Here is a 19,981-nt window from a genome sequence, read left to right as displayed (position 1 = left end):
TTGACGCCCCGGAGCCGATGTCTGGCTCCTTCGGGCGTGCCGTCGGTTCCCTCCGGCGGCTGGTGGCAGGAGACTAGACAGGAGGTAAGCTCTTTTCAACCGAGTACTGATTGACCCTAAGTCAATCCCATTGCCGAGAAAGCAACGGCTAAATTAGAGATTCGTTTTCAATCGACCGCACCCTTTGGTTGTGCCCAGAGTTTTCGCTTTCTGCATGCGAACTTGGGCATGCTGGTGCTATGGTCCACAACCTCATTTCCAAGGCTCGAAGGCGCCAGTTCCGATCAGACAATTCGGCAACATCAGCGGTCGAGTTCGCCTTGCTGTCACCGCTTTTCGTCCTTCTTCTGCTCGGAATGGTTGCATACGGCATCTATTTTGGCGCCGCCAATTCGATCCAGCAAATTGCAGCCGACGCTGCCCGGACGGCCATCGCCGGGGTGAACCAGACCGAGCGGCGGACGCTCGTGGCCAGCTATCTCACCAACAATGCCGGCGGCTACCCCTTCGTGGACGCCAGCAAACTGACCTACCAGGCCAATGACAGCGTCGCCGACGGGAGCCAGTTCGTGGTGTCCATCTCCTACGATGCCCGCAACCTGCCGATCTGGAATCTGTTCCCTGGCATAGCGATGCCAGGGACGACCATCAAGCGTCAGTCGACGATCAGGGTCGGGGGTATCTGAATGCTGCGGCGGGCGGGCAAGGGTATCGGTCGGCTTGCACGGTCGATGATGGGAGACAGGAAGGCGAACTTCGCCGTCATGACCGCATTGAGCGCGCCGGTTGCATTGGCGCTGGCAGCGGTGGCCATTGACGAAGCGTCCATCTACAACGAGCGCCGGGAAGCCCAGGCGATGGTCGATCTGGCGGCGATTACCGCCGCCTCGAACATCAACAACGTCAACACCGCGGTCGTCACCACGCTAACCGACAACGGCATGCCGGGCGTCGTCGTTCAAGCTTCGGGCCAGACCATTGCCCCGGCCGCCGGCAAAACGGTGGTGACGGTCACGCAGGGCCGATATGCCTCATCGACCACCAATGTCACCCAGCGCTTCCAGGCGGGTGTGACGCCTTACAACGCCGTCCGCGTCACTTTGGCAAAGATTCCGAACCGCTATTTCGCAAGTTCGTTGATCCCCACTCCCGTCATCGGCACCCAGGCCACGGCCAGCATGACGCCGCTGGCGACGTTCTCGGTCGGATCGCGGTTGCTCAGCGTCAACGGCGGCATCCTCAACGCACTTTTGAGCGGACTTCTCGGCGGCAACATCTCGCTCAGCGTCATGGATTACAACGGGCTGGTCTCGGCGGATGTGAGCGTGCTTTCCTTCATCAGTGCGCTCGCCACGCAACTGAACATCACGGCCGGAACCTATTCCGACGTTCTGGCATCGAAGGCGACGGTCGGCCAGATCGCTACCGCCATGGCCAATGTTCCCGGCCTCGGCAATACGGCCAAGGTCGCCCTGCAGACCATCGCCTCCAAATCGACCAGCACCGCCAAGATCCCGCTCAGCAGCCTTGTCGACCTTGGTTCGGTCGGCAGCCTGGGCCTCGGGCAACAGCCGTCCGGGCTCGGGGTAGACGCAAGCGCCATGGGCATGCTGACGGCAGCCGCCGTGCTCGCCAACGGTACCAACCAGGCCGCGATCGATCTCGGCGCCACCATCCCGGGGCTGCTCTCCACCAAACTCAGCATCGCCATCGGCGAGCCGATGCAGTCCTCGCCCTGGCTGGCGATCGATGGTATCGGCACCGTCGTGCGGACCGCTCAGACGCGCATCAAACTGACGGCCTCCGTCGGTATCGGCACGCCGGGCCTCGCCGGCGGCATCAGCCTGCTCGCTGTTAACCTGCCGCTCAATGTGGAAGTCGCCTATGCCGAGGCCAAACTGACCGACATAACCTGTCCGACAGGGCCTTCCAGCATCAGCGTTTCCATCGCCGCGCATCCGGGCGTTGCCCAGCTTAACCTGGCCAACAGCAACAATTCCTCCGGCTTCGCCGACTTCAGCCAGCCGCAGACCTTCACGGATGCAGACATCGCCGATGTGAGCCTCAGGCTCCTGCTGATCAATATCCCGTTGATCCAGGTGATGGGTTCGGCCGCGACGGCAATCACCAACAACAGTCCGCAGACCCTGACCTTCAACGCGACCGACATCGCCAACAAGACGGTGAAGACGGTTTCGACACGAAACATCTCGCAGTCGCTCACCACGTCACTGGTCAACAATCTGTCGCTTTCGGCCAATCTGCTTGGCCTTGGGATCGATGTGACCGCCCTGCTCGGAACTGTCAAACCAGCAGTGGTGGCACTGCTCAACACTGTAACCGCGCCCGTCGACGACCTGCTCTACAATGTGCTGTCGGCCTTGGGCGTGGGCGTCGGCCAGGCCGACGTGCGCGTCACCGGCGCGACCTGCGGCCGAGCGGTGCTCGTTCAGTAGGACGGCCTAGCCACGACCGAAGTGCCAATCAGTCGAGCCGACCGAGAAAGCAGCCGAGAGTTGGCAGCGAGAGGGTGTTTCCCTCGATAGAAGCGGTCCCGCCGAAGACAGCCGTGACGGGTCCGATATCAACCACCAACGGCCAGGTCGCCGGCTCCTCAGCGAAATTGAAGACACAGAGCAACCGCTCCTCGCCACCTTCGCGAATGAAGGCGAGCACGTCGCCCTCGGTATCGAGAAAGCGGATCGAGCCGCCGACCAGCGCCGGATGCTGTTTGCGCAAGGCAAGCGCCGAGCGGTAGGCCGACAGCACAGATTGCTCTTCGCCGTTCTGCATATCGACCGCGCGGGCGCGATGGCTTGCCGGCACAGGCAGCCAGGGTTTTGCTATGGAGAAGCCCGCATTGTCGGCCTCGGTCTCCCAGACCATCGGCGTGCGGCAACCATCCCTGCCCTTCACGCCTGGCCAGAAGCGGATGCCGACCGGATCGCGCAGATCCTCGTAGGCAAGCTCCGCCTCTTCAAGGCCGAGTTCCTCGCCCTGATAGAGGCAGATCGAGCCGCGGAGGCAGGCGAGCAGCATGATCGAGAATTTGGCCACAAGATCGGGATCGCCACCAGGCCGCATCCAGCGGCTGACATGGCGCACCACGTCATGGTTGGAAAACGCCCAGCAAACCCAGCCGTCGGCCACCGCGCTTTCGAAGGCCTTGACGCAGCCGCGCACATGCGCCGCCGAAAACTGCGAACCCAGCAGGTCGAAAGTGTAGCTCATCTGAAGCTTGTCGCCGCCGGAGGTGTAGGCGGCAAGCGTCTGCAGCGAGCGACCCTCGTCGCCGATTTCGCCGACGGCGGCGCGGTCGCTATATTCGTCGAGCAACGCGCGGAAGCGCCGTAGGAACGCCAGGTTTTCGGGCTGCGTCTTGTCGAACAGATGCTCCTGATAGAGGTATGTGTTGGTCTCTGTGTTGGTGCCGGCGACGCTCGACGCCAAGGGCGGATTGCCGCGCAGCCAGCGGTCGTGGACATAGTAATTGACCGTGTCGAGCCGGAAGCCGTCGACACCGCGATCGAGCCAGAACCGCACTGTGTCCAGCAACGCATCCTGGACTTCCGGGTTGTGGAAATTGAGGTCTGGCTGCGAGGCGAGGAAATTGTGCATGTAATATTGGCGGCGGGTCGCGTCCCATTCCCAGGACGGTCCCCCGAAGACCGATAGCCAATTGTTGGGCGCGCCGCCGTCGGGCTTCGCATCGGCCCAGACGTACCAGTCGGCCTTGGCATTATCGCGGCTGGCGCGGCTTTCGATGAACCATTCATGCTTGTCGGATGAATGCGACAGCACCTGGTCGATGATGATTTTCAGGCCGAGCCGGTGGGCTTCGGCCATCAGCGCATCAAAATCGGCCAATGTTCCAAACATCGGGTCGACGTCGCGATAATCCGACACATCATAGCCCATGTCGGCCATCGGCGACTTGAAAAAGGGCGACAGCCAGACAGCGTCGACGCCGAGCGAGGCGATATAAGCGAGCCTCGACGTAATGCCGCCGAGATCGCCGCTTCCATCACCGGTAGTATCCTGAAAAGAGCGCGGATAGACCTGATAGATGACGCAGCCGCGCCACCATTCGGCTCCCTGTCCCAAACTCTCGCCGGTCATCGCGAACCCTTCCTGGCACCACCGTCTCCGGCTCGGCTCTCGATCATGAAATTGACGCTGCGCCCCGGCAGTGGGCGCGCAAGGTCGGTTGCCTGCGTTTCGATCGCCGGATGCCATCGAAAACCTTCCCGCGCCGGTAAGGTGAAGACGCATTGGCGACGGTCGCCATTGATCAGAACGGCAAGCCGGTTGTCCTCGCCGCCAAACAGCATGACGAGGCGATGCCGGCTCGTGTCGTTCCAATCGGTCGCGTCGAGCAGCTCACCGGTCTCGGTCAGCCAAGCGACGTCGGGAACGCCTGAAGCCTCAATCGGTTCTCCGGTCAGGAAACGCGTGTCCGACAATGCGGGCACCGCCTGGCGAAGGGCTCCGAGCGCCCATGCGTAACGCTCCAGCGCCTGATCGCGGCCTGTCCAATCAAGCCAGGTAGTGGGGTTGTCTTGTGCGTAGGCATTGTTGTTGCCCTTCTGGGTGCGACCGAATTCATCGCCTGCGGTCAGCATGATGGTGCCGTGCGAGGCGAACAACGTGGCGAGCAGAGCGCGCTGGTCTTCGAAACGGGCCGTGACGATCGCCGCGTCGTCCGTCTCGCCTTCGACGCCGTTGTTCCAGGACAGGTTCTCGTTATGGCCGTCGCGGTCCTGCTCGCCATTGGCCGCGTTGTGCTTGCGCTCATAAGCGACGATGTCAGCTAGCGTCATGCCGTCATGGGCTGCGATAAAATTCACGCCGCGGCTTGCCGGCTCCCCTGCCCTGTTGAACACGTCGGACGAACCGGCAAGGCGCGTTGCGAGAGCACCGACCATGCCGGCATCGCCGCGCCAGAAGCGTCTGACGTCGTCGCGATAGCGGTCGTTCCACTCAAGGAATGGCGGCCGGAAATTGCCGAGTTGATAGCCGTTTGCCCCGATGTCCCAAGGCTCGGCGATCAGCACGCGGTCGTAAAGCACCGGATCATGGGTGATGGCCTGGAGCAGCGGCGCTTCCGGATCGAAGGCACCGTCGACCCGACCCAACACCGGAGCCAGATCGAAACGGAAGCCATCGACGCCGGCCTGGCGAACGAAGTGACGAAGTGTGTCGAGCACCATTTCCCGCATCGCCGGATGGTCGCAAGCGATCGTATTGCCGGTGCCCGTGTCATTGACCAGTCCGCCATCCGGCCGGTGCCGATAGTAGGCGTTATTGTCGAGGCCGCGCAGCGAGAGCGTCGGCCCCAGCCTGTCGCTTTCGCCGGTGTGGTTGAAGACGAGGTCGAGAATGGTGCCGATGCCGGCCCGGCGCAACGCGGCGACAGTGCCCTGCAATTCCGTCAGGCCGCCGGGCGCGAGGCGCGGGTCGAGCGCCATGAAGGTCACGGGATTATAGCCCCAGGCGTTGCTCAGCCCGAGCGGCGGCAGATGCCGCTCGTCGATGGAGGCCGTGATCGGCATCAGTTCCACGGCGGAGACGCCGAGCCTTTGCAGATGCTCGATGATGGCTGGATGGGCAAGAGCAGCGATCGTACCGCGCTTTTCTTGCGGTACATCCGGATGCAGCTTGGTGAAGGCGCGGACGTTCAGTTCGTAGATCAGGCCGCCCGGGCGAAACAGCGGCGGCAGGGTCGGTGGAGCCGTGGGCAAGGCCCTGGTCACGGTCTTGGGCATCAGAGACGCGGTGTCGGCGCCCTCATTGCGCCGCGCGGCGAGCCGCCAGTGATAGGCGTAGGCCCGGTCGATTTCGACGGCGTAGGGATCGGTGAGCAACTTGTCGGGGTCGAACCACAGCCCCCGCTCGGGCGCATAGTCGCCATCGGCGCGCAGGCCATAGCGCGCGCCCGCGGCCAAGCCGGAGACAAAGAGTGAATGCACGCCGTTGCCGTCCCACGCCAGCTCGAGACGATCGAGTTCGCGGTTTCCCTGCTCGTCAAAGATCGAAACCCAGAGCCGTCTCGCCGACGAGGACCATGCGGCGAAGCGGATGCCTTCGCTGGTGATGGTGGCGCCGAGCTGGGTCAAGAGCGCTCCATCGCCCTCAAGTAATGACGCTCGGCTTGTTGCGCCCGGTGTGGCTCTTGATCCCGGCAATGTCGTCGGCCGCCGAAATCAGGTCGGCGAGCGCCTCCTGCGTGTCGAGGTCGTGCCTGGACTTGTCGGGCTCGTAGCGCTCGATATAGACGCGCAAGGTCGCGCCAGACGTACCGGTGCCCGAAAGCCGAAAGACCACGCGCGAGCCGCCTTCGAACAGCACCCTTATGCCCTGGTGCTCGCTGGTCGAGCCGTCAACCGGGTCGTGATAGGCGAAATCATCGGCATTGGCGATCTTCAGGCCGCGCACGCTGGTGCCCGGCAGCGAGCCGAGCTTGGCCCTGAGTTCGTCGACCAGCGCATTGGCCCGGTCGCTCTCAACCTCCTCATAATCGTGGCGCGAGTAGTAGTTGCGGCCATAGGTCTCCCAATGCTCGGTGACGATCTGCTTGCAGCTTTCGCCGCGCGCGGCGAGGATGTTGAGCCACAAGAGCACCGCCCACAGACCGTCCTTTTCGCGGACATGGTTTGAGCCGGTGCCGGCACTTTCCTCACCGCAGATCGTCGCCATGCCGGCGTCGAGCAGATTGCCGAAGAACTTCCAGCCGGTCGGCGTCTCGTAAATCCCGGCACCTAGCTTGTGAGCGACGCGGTCGGCCGCGCCACTGGTCGGCATCGAACGGGCGATGCCTTTCAGCCCATCCTTGTAGCCCGGCGCCAGGCGGGCATTGGCGGAGAGCATGGCGACCGAATCCGAAGGGGTGACGAAAATGCCCTTGCCGATGATCAGGTTGCGGTCGCCGTCGCCATCGGAGGCGGCGCCGAAATCCGGCGCGTCCGGACCCATCATCTCGTCATAAAGGTGCTTGGCATGGACCAGGTTGGGGTCCGGGTGATGACCTCCGAAATCGGGCAGCGGCTTGAAATTGCGGCAGGTGCCGTTCGGTGCGCCGAGGCGGTGTTCGAGGATTTCCTTGGCGTAAGGCCCGGTCACCGCATGCATGGCGTCGAAGCGCATCCGGAAGCCCGACTTGAACAGTTTGCGCAGCGCGTCGAAATCGAACAGGCTCTCCATCAACTCGGCATAGTCGGTAACCGGATCGATGATCTCGACGGTCATGCCGGCAGCCTCGACTGCTCCGACCGTATCGATGTCGATCGGGTCGATGTCGGCGATCTTGAAGCTCGAAATCGTCTTGGTCTTGGCAAAGATGGCGTCGGTCAGCTTTTCCGGCGCCGGGCCGCCATTGCCGGCATTGTACTTGATGCCGAAGTCCTCGTGCGGGCCGCCGGGATTGTGGCTGGCCGAGAGGATGATGCCGCCGAAGGTCTTGTATTTGCGGATGACATGCGAGGCCGCCGGCGTCGACAGGATGCCGCCCTGCCCGACCATCACCTTGCCGAAGCCATTGGCGGCCGCCATGGCGATGGCCTTCTGAATGACCTCCCGGTTATAGAAACGGCCGTCGCCGCCGATCACCAGGGTCTTGCCCTTGAACCCGTCGAGCGCATCAAAAATCGACTGGATGAAGTTCTCGGCATAGTGCTCCTGCTGGAACACGGGCACCTTCTTGCGCAGGCCCGACGTGCCGGGCTTCTGGTCGGAATAGGGCTTGGTGGGAACGGTGCGTGTCATGGTTCAGGCAACCCTTTTCGAAAGCAGCAGGCGATAGAGTTCGACGTATTTTTCGGCGCTTCGATCCCACGACACATCGGTCTTCATGCCCTGGCGCTGGATGGTTTCGAAGATTGCGGGACTGGCGTGGGCGTCGGCCAGGCGTCGGATCGCGTGCAGCAGCGCGCCGCCATTGCTGGGGGCAAACTGAAAGCCGGTCGCCACGCCGGCGGCAAACGCTGCTTCATTGGCGTCAATGATGGTGTCGGCCAGGCCGCCGGTGCGGGCGACGATCGGCACGCAGCCATAGCGCAGGCCGTAAAGCTGCGTCAGCCCGCAAGGCTCGAAGCGCGACGGGATGACGATGGCGTCGCAGCCGCCCTGCATGGTGTGCGACAGCCCCTCGTCATAGCCGACGACCACGCCGATGCGGCCACGATGGCGTGCGGCCGCGGCCAGCAGCGCGCCTTCGAGGCCGGCGTCGCCCGAGCCAAGGATGGCCAGCCTTGCGCCTGTCGCGACGATGCCGTCGACCACCGTCGCCAATATGTCCATGCCCTTCTGCCAGGTCAGCCGGCTGACGACGCAGACAATGGGACTGCCGTCACGGTCTAGGCCGAAACGGTCCTCGACGGCGGCCCTGTTCGGCGCGCGGGCCTTCAACGTTTCTGCCGTATAGGTCGATACCAGATGCTTGTCGGTTGCCGGATCCCAGATGGAGGTGTCGATGCCGTTGACGATGCCGTGGAGATCGCTGGAACGCATGTTGATGAGACCGTCGAGCCCCATGCCGAATTCCGGTGAACGGATCTCCTGCGCATAGGTCGGGCTCACCGTGGTGATCGCCCATGCGGCCTGCAGGCCAGCCTTGAGGAAGCCGACGCCGCCATAATATTCGACCCCGTCAAGCGCCATCGCCGCGGCCGGCAGGCCGAGCTCGCCGAAGATGCCAGCCCCGAACTGGCCCTGGAAGGCGAGATTGTGGACGGTCATCATCGATGGTGTGCCGACCGCCTTGCCATAGCGCATATAGGCTAGCGTCATCGCCGACTGCCAGTCATGGGCGTGCACGATGTCTGGCAGGTAGCCTGAGATGGCGCCCCCGGCGATATCGGCACCGGCCTGGCTCAGCGCCGCGAAGCGCCGCCAATTGTCCGGCCAGTCCGCGCCCGAGGCGTTGCCATAGGGGCCGCCGGGGCGGTCAAACAGATGCGGTGCGTCGAGCACGAACAAATCGAGCCCGGCGACCTGGACAGCATGGACCGCGGCCTTGCCGCCCTGCAGCAAGGGATACTGATAGACGGCCTTCTTTTTCTTGAAGGCGCCCATCACCACGGGAAAGCCAGGAACGAGCGTGCGCATGGTGACGCCCTTGGCCGCGAGCGCAATGGGCAGCGCGCCGGCCACGTCGGCAAGCCCGCCTGTCTTGATCAGCGGGAAGATTTCGGGCGTGACCGACAGAACCTGCATGCGCTTAACGATCCGCTTCCCATCCATGCCGCCCAAACCGTGTGCGGTTTGGACCACGACATGCACAACACCCTAAAGTGACAGCTTTTTGATCAACCTGTTCAGGTTGACAACTTGTTGATCATGTCCTGTGTGATCAGGCAGATACCCTTTTCCGAAACCCGGAAGCGCTTGGCATCGAGGACGGGATCCTCGCCGACCACCAGCCCTTCGGGTATCCTTACACCGTGGTCGATGACGACGCGCTTCAACTTTGCGTTCCGGCCGACATGAACGTCGGGCAGCATGACAACCTCTTCCAGCGTCGAATAGGAATTGATGCGCGCGCCGGTGAAGATCAGGCTTTTCTTCAGCGAAGCGCCCGAGACGATGCAATCGCCCGACACCAGCGACGAGATCGCGGAACCGCGCCTGCCGTCCTCGTCATGCACGAACTTTGCCGGCGGCTTCAGTTCGGCATAGGTCCAGATCGGCCAGTCGCGGTCGTAGAGGTCGAGTTCAGGCGTCACGTCGGTCAGGTCGATGTTGGCCTCCCAATAAGCGTCGACCGTGCCGACATCGCGCCAGTAGGCCTCGTTCTCAGCGGTCGAACGCACGCAGGACTTGGTGAAGCGGTGCGCGATCGCCTTACCGTGCGTGACGATATAGGGGATGATGTCCTTGCCGAAGTCGCGGCTGGAGCCCGGCTCGGCGGCGTCGCGGCGCAGTTGTTCCATCAGGAACTTGGTCTTGAAAACGTAGATGCCCATCGAGGCCAGGGCCAATTCCGGGTTACCCGGAATGCCGGGCGGGTCGGCGGGCTTTTCGACAAAGGCGATGATGTTGTCCTTGGCATCGACATGCATGACGCCGAAGCCGGTCGCCTCCATGCGCGGCACTTCGAGGCAGCCAACCGTGACATCGGCGCCGGCATCGACATGCTGGCGCAGCATCAACTCGTAATCCATCTTGTAGATGTGATCGCCGGCCAGAATAACCATGTATTCCGGGCCATAGGCCTCGATGATATCGATGTTCTGGTAGACGGCGTCCGCCGTCCCCTCATACCACTGCGTTTCCGACACACGCTGGCTGGCCGGCAGGATGTCGAAACTCTCGTTTCGTTCGGGCCGCAGGAAGTTCCAGCCCCGCTGCAGGTGGCGGATCAGCGAATGCGCCTTGTATTGGGTGGCGACGCCGAGGCGGCGGATGCCGGAGTTGAGCGCATTGGAGAGCGCGAAATCAATGATGCGCGTTTTGCCTCCGAAATAGACCGCAGGCTTGGCCCGTCGGTCGGTCAGTTCCTTGAGGCGGCTGCCGCGCCCGCCGGCCAACACGTAGGCCATGGCGTCGCGGGCCAGCGGCTGGGTTCTTTTCAAGTCTGCCATTTATACCCTCCCAAGTTACTCGTATCGATGCGCTAACCAGCCTTAACGAGTTCAGTCGGCAGCGAGTTCAAGCATGATCGTCGACAGCGGAGGCAAAAGCATTGTTGCCGAGATGCTCTTGCCCTCCGCCCTTGCCTCGACCATCCCGCCATTGCCCATGCCGGAGCCGCCATATTCGGAAGCGTCGGTGTTGATGATCTCGCGCCACTTGCCGACCTTCGGCAGCGGCACACGATAATTGTCGCGCGGCACCGGTGTGAAATTGGAGATGACGGCGACGGGATTGCCGCCGGGAGCGCTGCGCACCCAGGCGAAAACCGAATTCTGGCTGTCGTCGACGATCAGCCAGGAAAACCCTTCCGGCTCGCAGTCGCGGCCATGCAGGGCCGGGCGTGAACGATAGAGATAATTGAGGTCGCGCACCGTCTGCCAGACGCCGCGATGCGTGCGGAAATCGAGCAGGTCCCAATCAAGCGCGCGCGCTTCGCTCCATTCGCGACGCTGCGCGAATTCCTGGCCCATGAACAGCAGCTTCTTGCCGGGATAACCCCACATGAAGCCGTAATAGGCACGCAAGGTCGCGAATTTCTGCCAGTCGTCGCCGGCCATCTTGCCCAGCAGCGTGCCTTTGCCGTGCACGACCTCGTCATGCGAGAGCGGCAGTACGAAATTCTCCGAGAAGGCGTAGGTCAGGCCGAAGGTCAGCTCGTTGTGGTGATGCTTGCGGAAAATCGGCTCCTTGGAAAAATACTCCAGCGTGTCGTGCATGAAGCCCATGTTCCATTTGAAGCCGAAGCCCAGCCCGCCTTCATGGACAGGCGCCGAGACCTTTGGCCATGACGTCGATTCCTCGGCGATGGTCATGACGCCCGGATGGTGGCCGTACACCTCCTTGTTCATCTTCTGCAGGAAGCTGACCGCCTCGAGGTTTTCGCGCCCACCCTTCTCATTGGGGATCCATTCGCCGGCCCTGCGCGAATAGTCGAGGTAGAGCATCGAGGCGACCGCGTCGACGCGAAGACCGTCGACATGGTATTTTTCGGCCCAGAACAGCGCGTTGTTGACCAGGAACGACACCACCTCGCGGCGGCCGAAATTGTAGATCGCGGTGTTCCAGTCCGGATGGAAGCCCTTGCGCGGGTCGGCATGCTCGTAGAGCGCGGTGCCGTCGAAATGGACCAGACCGTGCTCGTCGACAGGAAAATGCGCCGGCACCCAGTCGAGGATGACGCCGACGCCGGCACGGTGGGCGCCGTCGACAAAGCGGGCAAAGCCGTCCGGATCGCCGAAGCGCGCCGACGGCGCGTAGAGCCCGGTTGTCTGATAACCCCAGGACGGGTCATAGGGATGCTCGGAGATCGGCAGGAATTCGATATGGGTAAACCCGGTCTCGATTACATAGGGGATCAGCCGGTCGGCCAGCTCATCCCATGACAGGAAGGTGCCGTCATCGCCAAGCTGCCAGGACCCGGCGTGCACCTCGTAGATCGAGATGGCCTCGCGGCGAGGGTCGGCGTTGCGCCAGAAACTGCGATGAGCCTCGTCACCCCATGCATGCGCCGGCGGCACCGCGGTCACCGAGGCGGTTGCCGGGCGCAGCTCTGATTTGAAGGCGAACGGATCGGCCTTCAGCGGCAACCTCACGCCATCGGGACCGATAATTTCATATTTATAGGGCCGGCCGGCACCGATATCGGGAATGAACAGCTCCCAGATGCCGGTGTCGCGACGGTCGCGCATCGTGTGCTGGCGGCCGTCCCAGTCGTTGAAGTCACCGACCACCGAAACGCGCCTGGCATTCGGGGCCCACACAGCGAAATGCACGCCGGAAGCGCCTTCGTGTTCGATGACATGCGCGCCGAGCTTGTCGAACAGCCTGAGATGCGAACCCTCGGCGATGTAATAATCGTCCATCGGCCCGAGTACCGGACCGAACGAATAGGGATCGGTCAGCCACCAGTCGCCGCCGGCATTGCGGGCGTGGTAGCGCAGCGGCTGGCGCTTCTTGATCGACAGCTTGCCTTCGAAGAAACCGGCCTCGTCGCGCCTGGTCAATTCGCCGGCCTCGATGCCACTCAGAGTATAGGCGGTAACAGACTGCGCGTGCGGAACGAAGCAGCGTGCGAACAGGCTCTTGCCGGCCTCCTGGACACCGAGAACCGCAAAGGGGTTGCCGTGCGTACCGGCGACAATCGCCTCGACATCGCTGGCTGGCGCCAGTCCGTCCGGCCCGCTTGTCGCAGCGGTCGCGCGCGGCTTCCTCATCAGGCGGTCGCCCTCCCCGGGCACCAAGTGTTTGTTTTTGCGGCCATCGTTCGTGGCCTTATGCAATCATATCAGACGGGTACGTTCCAGATTTCTTTCGCATATTGGCGGATCGTGCGATCGGAGGAGAACCAGCCGACCCGCGCGACGTTGCGGATGGCGCGCGCGTACCATTCGGGGCTGTTGCGCCAGACGGCGTCCACCTCGCGCTGGCAGGCGGCATAGGCGTCGAAATCCGCCGCGACCATGAACCAGTCGCTGTCATAGAGGCCATTGATGAGGTCGCGGTAGCGATTGGGATCATCGGGCGAGAAGACGCCCGATGAAACGGCCGCAACCGCCTGCGCCAGTTCGGGGGATGCCTCGATGACGCCGCGCGGATTGTAGCCATTGTTGCGCCGCTCGGCGACTTCTTCGGTGGTGAGGCCGAAGATGAAGATGTTGTCGTCGCCAACATGCTCCTTGATCTCGACATTGGCGCCGTCGAGCGTGCCGATGGTCAGCGCGCCGTTCAGCGCGAACTTCATGTTGCCCGTGCCAGAGGCTTCCATGCCGGCGGTCGAGATTTGCTCCGAAAGATCGGCGGCTGGCATCAGTACCTCGGCCAGGCTGACATTGTAATTCGGCACGAACACGACCTTCAGCAGCCCACGCACCGAAGGGTCGCTGTTGATCACTTTGGCGACGTCGTTGGCCAGTTTGATGATCAGCTTGGCGTTGTGGTAGCTGGGCGCGGCCTTGCCGCCGAAGAATTTCACGCGTGGCATCCAGTCGCGTTCGGGATGCGAACGGATCTGGTCATAGAGCGCGATCGCTTCGAGGATATTGAGCAGCTGGCGTTTGTATTCGTGGATACGCTTGACCTGAATGTCGAAGAGCGCCGAAGGATCGAGCTTGATGCCGAGGCGATCGGCGACCAGATTGGCAAGCCTCACCTTGTTCTGGCGTTTCACGGCGGCGAATTTTTCGCGAAAGGCGGTGTCGTCGGCGAGAGGATCGAGCCCCTTGATCGCTTCGATGTCATCCATGAAGCGGTCGCCGATCGCCTCGCGGGCAAGCGCGGTGAGGCCTGGATTGCACTGGATGAGCCAGCGCCGCGGCGTGATGCCGTTGGTCTTGTTGTTGATGCGATCGGGATAAAGTTTGTGGAGGTCGGCGAAGACCGTCTCCTTCATCAACTCGGTGTGCAGCGCCGACACGCCGTTGATCGAATGCGAGCCGACGAAGGCCAAATTGCCCATGCGCACCCGGCGGTCGCCATTCTCCTGGATAAGCGAGATACGGCTGATCTGCTCGTCCGAGAACTGATCGGTGGCGCGGGCTTCGAGCAGCACCTGCGCGTTGATGGCGTAGACGATCTGCATGTGGCGCGGCAAAAGCCGCTCGAACAGCGGCACCGGCCAGCTTTCCAGTGCCTCTGGCAACAGCGTGTGGTTGGTGTAGCCGAAGGTGCGCTTGGTGACATCCCAGGCGAGATCGAAATCCATGCCATGGACATCCATCAAGAGCCGCATCAGCTCGGGCACGGCGATTGCCGGATGGGTGTCGTTGAGGTGGATCGCCGCCTTGTCCGGCAGAGACTTGAGATCGCCATATTGGCTGAGATGGCGCTGCAGGATGTCCTGCAGCGAAGCGGTGGAGAAGAAGTATTCCTGGCGAAGCCTGAGCTCCTGCCCGGCCATGTGGGAATCGGCTGGATAGAGCACCCGCGACAGCGCATCGGCCTTGTTGCTTTCGGCCAGCGCCCCTATGTGGTCGCCGGCGTTGAACTTGTCGAGCCGGATCGGGTCGATCGGCATGCCGGACCACAGGCGCAGCGTGTTGACGCGCTTGGCCCGCCAGCCAGCCACGGGCGTGTCATAGGCGACCGCAAGCACATGCTCCCTCGGCTTCCAGACATGGCGTTCGAGGCGGCCGTCCTTCGAGGTGATCGATTCGACCGAACCACCGAAACCGACTTCGAAGGAGCGCTCGCGCCGCTCGAATTCCCAGGGGTTGCCGTGGTCAAGCCAGGTCTCGGGTAACTCGACCTGCCAGCCATCGTGGATTTCCTGGCGGAACATGCCGTTGGCATAGCGGATGCCGTAGCCATGCGCGGGGATGTCGACGGTGGCCATGCTTTCCATGAAGCAGGCGGCGAGCCGGCCAAGGCCGCCATTGCCGAGGGCTGCGTCCGGTTCCAGCGCCGCGATCAGGTCGAGATCGACGCCGAGCGACGACAGCGCCTCACGCATGTTCTCCATCAGGCCGAGATTGGAAAAGGCGTCGCGCATCAGACGCCCAATCAGGAATTCGAGCGACAGGTAGTAAACGCGCTTTTCCTGTTGGTCGTAAGCTTCCTTGGTCGCCTGCATCCAATGGTCGACGACGCGGTCGCGCACGACCTTGATCGTGGCGGTCAGCCAGTCGTACTGGGTCGCGACGGTGGTGTCCTTGCCGACCCGGTACTTGAGCGACATCAAGACTTCTTCAGCAAGCGTCTTGGGATCGGGATTGTCGAGAGCGGGGGCTTCGATCGTCATGGCGGATGTCATATCGCCTCTCGTTCGGTTTGGCCTGATCATACCGGCTTTCGCCGTTTCTCCCAGCCCATCCTAGTGCATTGCAACATGTTTTCAATCGATTTAGAGAACGCCCCCGTCTGCTTACCCCGCGGCAAGTTGGCAGTCAGGCCGCCAAAGCCGCCTCCGGGGGTGCTTTTGCCCCGGTCATGAAGGCAACGGCGTCGGACATGGTATATTGCTTGGGGTCGATGACGCACAGTCGACGGCCCAGACGGTGGATGTGGATGCGGTCCGCCACCTCGAAGACGTGCGGCATGTTGTGCGAGATAAGCACGATCGGCAGGCCGCGCTTCTTCACGTCGAGGATCAGTTCGAGCACGCGGCGGCTCTCCTTGACACCGAGCGCCGCCGTCGGCTCGTCCATGATAACCATCTTCGACCCGAAGGCGGCGGCGCGGGCCACCGCCACGCCCTGGCGTTGGCCGCCCGACAGGGTCTCCACCGCCTGGCTGATATTCTGGATGGTCATCAAGCCGAGTTCGGTGAGCTTGTCGCGGGCACGCTTTTCCATTGCCGGACGGTCCAGCATGCGAAGCCACTGGCCGACGAAGCCGGGTTTGCGGATCTCGCGGCCAAGGAACATGTTGTCGGCGATCGACAGCGCCGGCGACAAGGCCAGGTTCTGGTATACGGTTTCGATGCCGGCTTCGCGAGCTTCCATCGGCGACTTGAAGGACACGGGTTTGCCTTCAAGCCGGATTTCGCCTTCGTCCGGCACGGCCGCGCCGGAAATCGCCTTGATGAGCGACGACTTGCCGGCGCCGTTGTCGCCGATGACGGCGAGGATTTCGCCGGGGTAAAGGTCGAAATCGGCATTGTCGAGAGCGGTGACGCGGCCATAGCGCTTGACCAGACCGCGTGCGGTGAGGATGGGTTCCTGGGTCATGCCGAAACCTTTCTGATCCATTGGTCGATGGCGACGGCGCCGATGATCAGCACGCCGGTGAGCAGTACTTTCCATTGCGGATCGGCGCCCAGCATATTGAGCCCCATCGAGACGACGCCGACGATCATCGCGCCGAACAGCGTGCCGAGGATGGAGCCGCGGCCGCCGAAGAGAGAAATACCGCCGATCACCGTCGCGGTGATCGCCTGCAGATTGTAGTCGGTCACAGCGGCGGACGGCGAGATCGAGCCGTTGCGGCCGATGGAGACCCACGCCGCGAAAGCGGCGATCAGCCCGGCAAGGGTGTAGACCGTCATCAGCACCTTCTTGGTCTGGATACCCGACAGCTTCGCCGCCTCCTGGTCGTCGCCGACGGCGTAGACATGACGGCCCCATGCCGTATGGTTGAGCACGTACCAAAGAACCATCACGAGCACGACCGTGGCGATGACGCCGAGCGTCAGCACCGCCGTGCCGACCTTGAAGCTCAGGGCAAACAGGTGCAGCAGCGGTGCCTGGTTGTCGACGTCGGTGTCGCGGATCGTCTCATTGGCCGAATAGATGAAGTTCGTGGCCATGACGATGTTCCAGGTGCCAAGCGTCACGATGAAGGGCGGCAGCTTCATATAGGCGACCAGCAGCCCGTTCAGCAGCCCGCAAGCCGCACCGGCGGCAAGCCCGATCGCCACGGCGAGCACGCTCGGCATGCCGTAGCTGACCGCGCAATTGCCCATGATCACCGCCGAAATCACCATGATCACCCCTATCGAAAGGTCGATGCCGGCGGTCAGGATGACCAGTGTCTGCGCGGCCCCGAGAATGCCGACGATGGCAATCTGCTGCAGGATCAGCGTCAGCGTGTAGGACGAGAAGAACCGCCCTCCGATAGTGATGCCGAAGATGACGATCGACAGAAGCAGCACGATCAGCGGCACCGCCGCGGGCGTCGAATGCAGAAAATGCTGGATGCGCTTGACGGCTGATTTGTGCTCGTCAAAAGCGGCTACACTTGTATCACTGGCCGAGAGAACCTTCTCGAATTCCTGAGCTTGAGCCATGTTTCCTCCCCGTAGGGCTTCAGCCACGCGCTGACGCCGTCCACGCCTCCGGTCTGTCGCCGGGATTATCTGCGTTTACAGTGATGCATCGTCCACCCGATGCGGCCGGGGATCAAGTCCCCCGGCCGCGTCGGTTCCGTTGCCGGTCAGGCCAGTATCAGCCCCAGCACTTGGCGAGGCCTTCCTTGGTGTCGATGGACTTGACGCCCGTCGCCGGCTTGTCGGTGACGAGGTTGACGCCGGTGTCGAAGAAGTTCTTGCCCTCGGTCGGCTTCGGCTTGGTGCCGTCCTTGGCGAAAGCGGCGATCGCCTCGATGCCGAGTGCGGCCATCTGCAGCGGATATTGCTGCGAGGTGGCGCCGATCACGCCTTCGGCGACCGACTTCACACCGGGGCAACCACCGTCGACCGAGACGATCAGCACCTGGCTTTCGAGGCCGACAGCCTTGAGCGCCTGATAGGCGCCTACCGCGGCCGGCTCGTTGATAGTGTGGATGACGGTAATGGTGTTGTCCTTTTGCAGAAGGTTTTCCATCGCCTTGCGGCCGCCTTCCTCGTTACCGTTCGTCACATCATGGCCGACGATGCGCGGATCGGTCTCATCGCCGATCTTGTTGGGGTCCTTCACGTCGATGCCGTAGCCCATCATGAAGCCCTGGTCGCGCAGAACGTCCACCGTCGGCTGCGAGGGTGTCAGGTCGAGGAAGCCGATCTTGGCGTCCTTTGCCTTGTCGCCTAGCGTGGCGGCCGCCCAGGCGCCGATCAGCTTGCCGGCCTCCAGATTGTCGGTGGCGAAGGTCGCGTCGGCGGCGTCGATCGGATCGAGCGGCGTGTCCAGCGCAATCACCAGGAGGCCCGCATCGCGCGCCTTCTTCACCGTCGGCACGATGCCCTTGGTGTCGGACGCGGTTATCAAAATGCCCTTGGCGCCGTCGGCGATGCAGCTTTCGATCGCCGCCACCTGGCTCTCGCTGTCACCGTCGATCTTGCCCGCATAGGTCTTGAGATCGACTCCAAGTTCCTTGGCCTTGGCGGTCGCGCCCTCCTTCATCTTGACGAAGAATGGATTGGTGTCGGTCTTGGTGATCAGGCAGGCGCCGACGCCCGCGGCGGACGCAGACGAAGCGAACGCCATCAGACCCAGCGCGGCCGCCGCGAAAACGGTGGACTTCAACAGTTGTGTATTGGTCACGATTTCCTCCCAGTGGAACATTTTCGAATGCCGGCCAACCGGCACCCGCACGGCATCCAGGCGACTTCTCCCAGCGCGCGGATGCCCCCTCAAAGAACACCACACCAGGGCATCTGTCAATAATTAAATCACTCTTATTTATTATTGACAGCCTTGCGTCGTTCACTCATTCTGACCCAAAAGCATTGTGGGGAAACGACGGGAGGAACAGGGTGGAGACGGCCACTGCGAGGCATGGTTCGCCCGAAGCGAACGAGAGCCTCATTCACCGCGGCACCAACCAGAGCGGCATGCGCGACCACAACGAGCGCCTGGTGCTTTCGCTGGTGCGCCAGCACGGCAGTCTGGCGAAGTCCGACATTGCCCGCATGACCGGACTTTCGGCGCAGACGGTCTCGGTCATCATGCGCGAGTTGGAGGAAGAAAGCCTGCTCGTGCGCCAAGCGCCGTTGCGCGGCAAGATCGGCCAGCCCTCGATCCCCATGGCGCTCAACCCCGAAGGCGCCTTCTTCATCGGCCTCAAGATCGGCCGCCGCAGCGCCGAACTCGTGCTGATCGATTTCCTCGGACAGGTGCGCGCGATGCTGCAGCATTCCTACCGCTACCCTGCCCCACGCGAGACGGTCGAGTTCGTCACTTCAGGCATGAAGACGATGCGTGGCGAGCTGACGCCTGCACAGGACAAGCGCATCGCCGGACTTGGCATCGCCATGCCGTTCGAGCTCTGGAACTGGGCCGACACCGCCGGCGCCCCGCGCGACGTGATGGACGAATGGCGCCATCGAGACATCAGGACCGACATCCAGGCGCAGTGCGACTTTCCGGTCTATCTGCAGAACGATGCCACCTCTGCCTGCGGCGCCGAACTGGTCTTTGGCCAGACGGGCGCGGCGCGGGATTTCGTCTATTTCTACATCGGCGCCTTTGCCGGCGGCGGCATCGTGCTCAACGGCCGGCTGTTTGGCGGGCCGACCGGCAATGCCGGCGCACTCGGCTCCATGCCTGTGCCGGGGCCGGATGGAAAACCGACCCAGCTGATCGACGTGGCCTCGATCGCCATGCTCGAAAAAAAACTCAATGCGCGTGGCGTCGAGGCATCCTATCTGTGGACCTCACCCGAGGATTGGGGGGAGATCGGCGCCGCGCTCGACGAGTGGATCGCCAGCGCCTCGCAGGCGCTCGCTTACGCCATCGTGGCAGCGTCCTCGGTCATCGATTTCGAAGCCGCGGTGATCGACGGCTGGATGCCGAAGGCCGTGCGCCAGAGGCTGGTCGAGGCGGTCGTGACGGCAATCGGCGCGATCGACGGCGAAGGGCTGAAACTCCCGGCCGTCCGCGAGGGAAGCGTGGGTATCCATGCCCGGGCGCTCGGGGGCGCCAGCCTGCCGCTTTCCGAACGCTTCCTGATCGGTTCGACGACGATCTCCAGGGGCGCTTGA

13 protein-coding genes are annotated in these 19,981 nt (G+C 62.8%); 3 read left to right on the top strand and 10 right to left on the bottom strand.

The genetic code is table 11. From position 1 onward, the window contains the following. The first annotated feature begins 239 nt into the window (after window positions 1-239). A complete protein-coding gene (locus ACVWWD_RS16475) occupies window positions 240-686 on the top strand; it encodes a TadE/TadG family type IV pilus assembly protein (RefSeq protein WP_352551458.1) in 447 nt (148 codons plus the stop codon). Beyond that, the gene (locus ACVWWD_RS16470) at window positions 687-2,456 is read left to right on the top strand and encodes a hypothetical protein (protein WP_352551460.1); all 1,770 of its coding nucleotides are present in this window, start codon (window positions 687-689) and stop codon (window positions 2,454-2,456) included. It begins immediately after the preceding gene. Window positions 2,457-2,484: 28 nt separating this feature from the next. Here the strand turns inward: ACVWWD_RS16470 and bglA are convergent, their stop codons facing one another. From bglA to ACVWWD_RS16420, 10 genes are all read right to left on the bottom strand, one after another. Next, window positions 2,485-4,119, bottom strand: a complete 1,635-nt coding sequence (gene bglA / locus ACVWWD_RS16465; RefSeq protein ID WP_352551462.1) for a beta-galactosidase BglA — start codon at window positions 4,117-4,119, stop codon at window positions 2,485-2,487. After that, window positions 4,116-6,116: a glycogen debranching protein GlgX gene (gene glgX, locus ACVWWD_RS16460; RefSeq protein WP_457103199.1), complete on the bottom strand. Its 2,001-nt coding sequence runs from the start codon at window positions 6,114-6,116 to the stop codon at window positions 4,116-4,118. The genes bglA and glgX overlap by 4 nt, the downstream gene beginning before the upstream one ends. Before the next feature lie 16 nt (window positions 6,117-6,132). Further along, window positions 6,133-7,761 carry an alpha-D-glucose phosphate-specific phosphoglucomutase gene (locus tag ACVWWD_RS16455; protein ID WP_352551466.1) on the bottom strand — a complete coding sequence of 543 codons (1,629 nt, stop codon included), beginning with the start codon at window positions 7,759-7,761 and terminating at the stop codon, window positions 6,133-6,135. Between the two features lie 3 nt (window positions 7,762-7,764). Next, window positions 7,765-9,210, bottom strand: coding sequence for a glycogen synthase GlgA (glgA, locus tag ACVWWD_RS16450; protein WP_023771516.1), 1,446 nt, complete (start codon window positions 9,208-9,210; stop codon window positions 7,765-7,767). 101 nt (window positions 9,211-9,311) lie between these two features. Then, window positions 9,312-10,577, bottom strand: coding sequence for a glucose-1-phosphate adenylyltransferase (gene glgC / locus ACVWWD_RS16445; RefSeq protein ID WP_023771515.1), 1,266 nt, complete (start codon window positions 10,575-10,577; stop codon window positions 9,312-9,314). 51 nt (window positions 10,578-10,628) lie between these two features. Then, window positions 10,629-12,842 carry a 1,4-alpha-glucan branching protein GlgB gene (gene glgB / locus ACVWWD_RS16440; protein ID WP_352551468.1) on the bottom strand — a complete coding sequence of 738 codons (2,214 nt, stop codon included), beginning with the start codon at window positions 12,840-12,842 and terminating at the stop codon, window positions 10,629-10,631. 71 nt (window positions 12,843-12,913) lie between these two features. Beyond that, window positions 12,914-15,376, bottom strand: coding sequence for a glycogen/starch/alpha-glucan phosphorylase (locus tag ACVWWD_RS16435; RefSeq protein WP_023771513.1), 2,463 nt, complete (start codon window positions 15,374-15,376; stop codon window positions 12,914-12,916). 133 nt (window positions 15,377-15,509) lie between these two features. Continuing rightward, window positions 15,510-16,292, bottom strand: coding sequence for an ATP-binding cassette domain-containing protein (locus tag ACVWWD_RS16430; protein ID WP_023771512.1), 783 nt, complete (start codon window positions 16,290-16,292; stop codon window positions 15,510-15,512). Further along, entirely contained in the window at window positions 16,289-17,350 is a 1,062-nt protein-coding gene (locus ACVWWD_RS16425) for an ABC transporter permease (protein ID WP_023771511.1), read from the bottom strand. Before ACVWWD_RS16425 ends, ACVWWD_RS16430 begins: the two co-directional genes overlap by 4 nt. A gap of 157 nt (window positions 17,351-17,507) precedes the next feature. Further along, complete coding sequence (locus ACVWWD_RS16420; protein WP_457103198.1) at window positions 17,508-18,563, bottom strand: substrate-binding domain-containing protein; 1,056 nt, start codon at window positions 18,561-18,563, stop codon at window positions 17,508-17,510. A gap of 191 nt (window positions 18,564-18,754) precedes the next feature. Between ACVWWD_RS16420 and ACVWWD_RS16415 the strand changes: the two genes are divergently transcribed. Further along, window positions 18,755-19,981, top strand: a complete 1,227-nt coding sequence (locus ACVWWD_RS16415) for an ROK family transcriptional regulator (RefSeq protein ID WP_023771509.1) — start codon at window positions 18,755-18,757, stop codon at window positions 19,979-19,981.

The sequence above is a fragment of the Mesorhizobium sp. URHB0026 genome (genome assembly GCF_054059755.1).
Note: the sequence above shows the minus strand (reverse complement) of the source record. Positions and strands in the feature narration are given on the sequence as shown.

Bases quoted from the DNA above. Each gene is read 5' to 3' on its own strand.
- ACVWWD_RS16475 (WP_352551458.1), top strand. From the start codon at position 240: ATGGTCCACAACCTCATTTCCAAGGCTCGAAGGCGCCAGTTCCGATCA.
- ACVWWD_RS16470 (WP_352551460.1), top strand. From the start codon at position 687: ATGCTGCGGCGGGCGGGCAAGGGTATCGGTCGGCTTGCACGGTCGATG.
- bglA (WP_352551462.1), bottom strand. From the start codon at position 4,119: ATGACCGGCGAGAGTTTGGGACAGGGAGCCGAATGGTGGCGCGGCTGC.
- ACVWWD_RS16455 (WP_352551466.1), bottom strand. From the start codon at position 7,761: ATGACACGCACCGTTCCCACCAAGCCCTATTCCGACCAGAAGCCCGGC.
- glgA (WP_023771516.1), bottom strand. From the start codon at position 9,210: ATGCAGGTTCTGTCGGTCACGCCCGAAATCTTCCCGCTGATCAAGACA.
- glgC (WP_023771515.1), bottom strand. From the start codon at position 10,577: ATGGCAGACTTGAAAAGAACCCAGCCGCTGGCCCGCGACGCCATGGCC.
- glgB (WP_352551468.1), bottom strand. From the start codon at position 12,842: ATGAGGAAGCCGCGCGCGACCGCTGCGACAAGCGGGCCGGACGGACTG.
- ACVWWD_RS16435 (WP_023771513.1), bottom strand. From the start codon at position 15,376: ATGACATCCGCCATGACGATCGAAGCCCCCGCTCTCGACAATCCCGAT.
- ACVWWD_RS16430 (WP_023771512.1), bottom strand. From the start codon at position 16,292: ATGACCCAGGAACCCATCCTCACCGCACGCGGTCTGGTCAAGCGCTAT.
- ACVWWD_RS16425 (WP_023771511.1), bottom strand. From the start codon at position 17,350: ATGGCTCAAGCTCAGGAATTCGAGAAGGTTCTCTCGGCCAGTGATACA.
- ACVWWD_RS16420 (WP_457103198.1), bottom strand. From the start codon at position 18,563: ATGTTCCACTGGGAGGAAATCGTGACCAATACACAACTGTTGAAGTCC.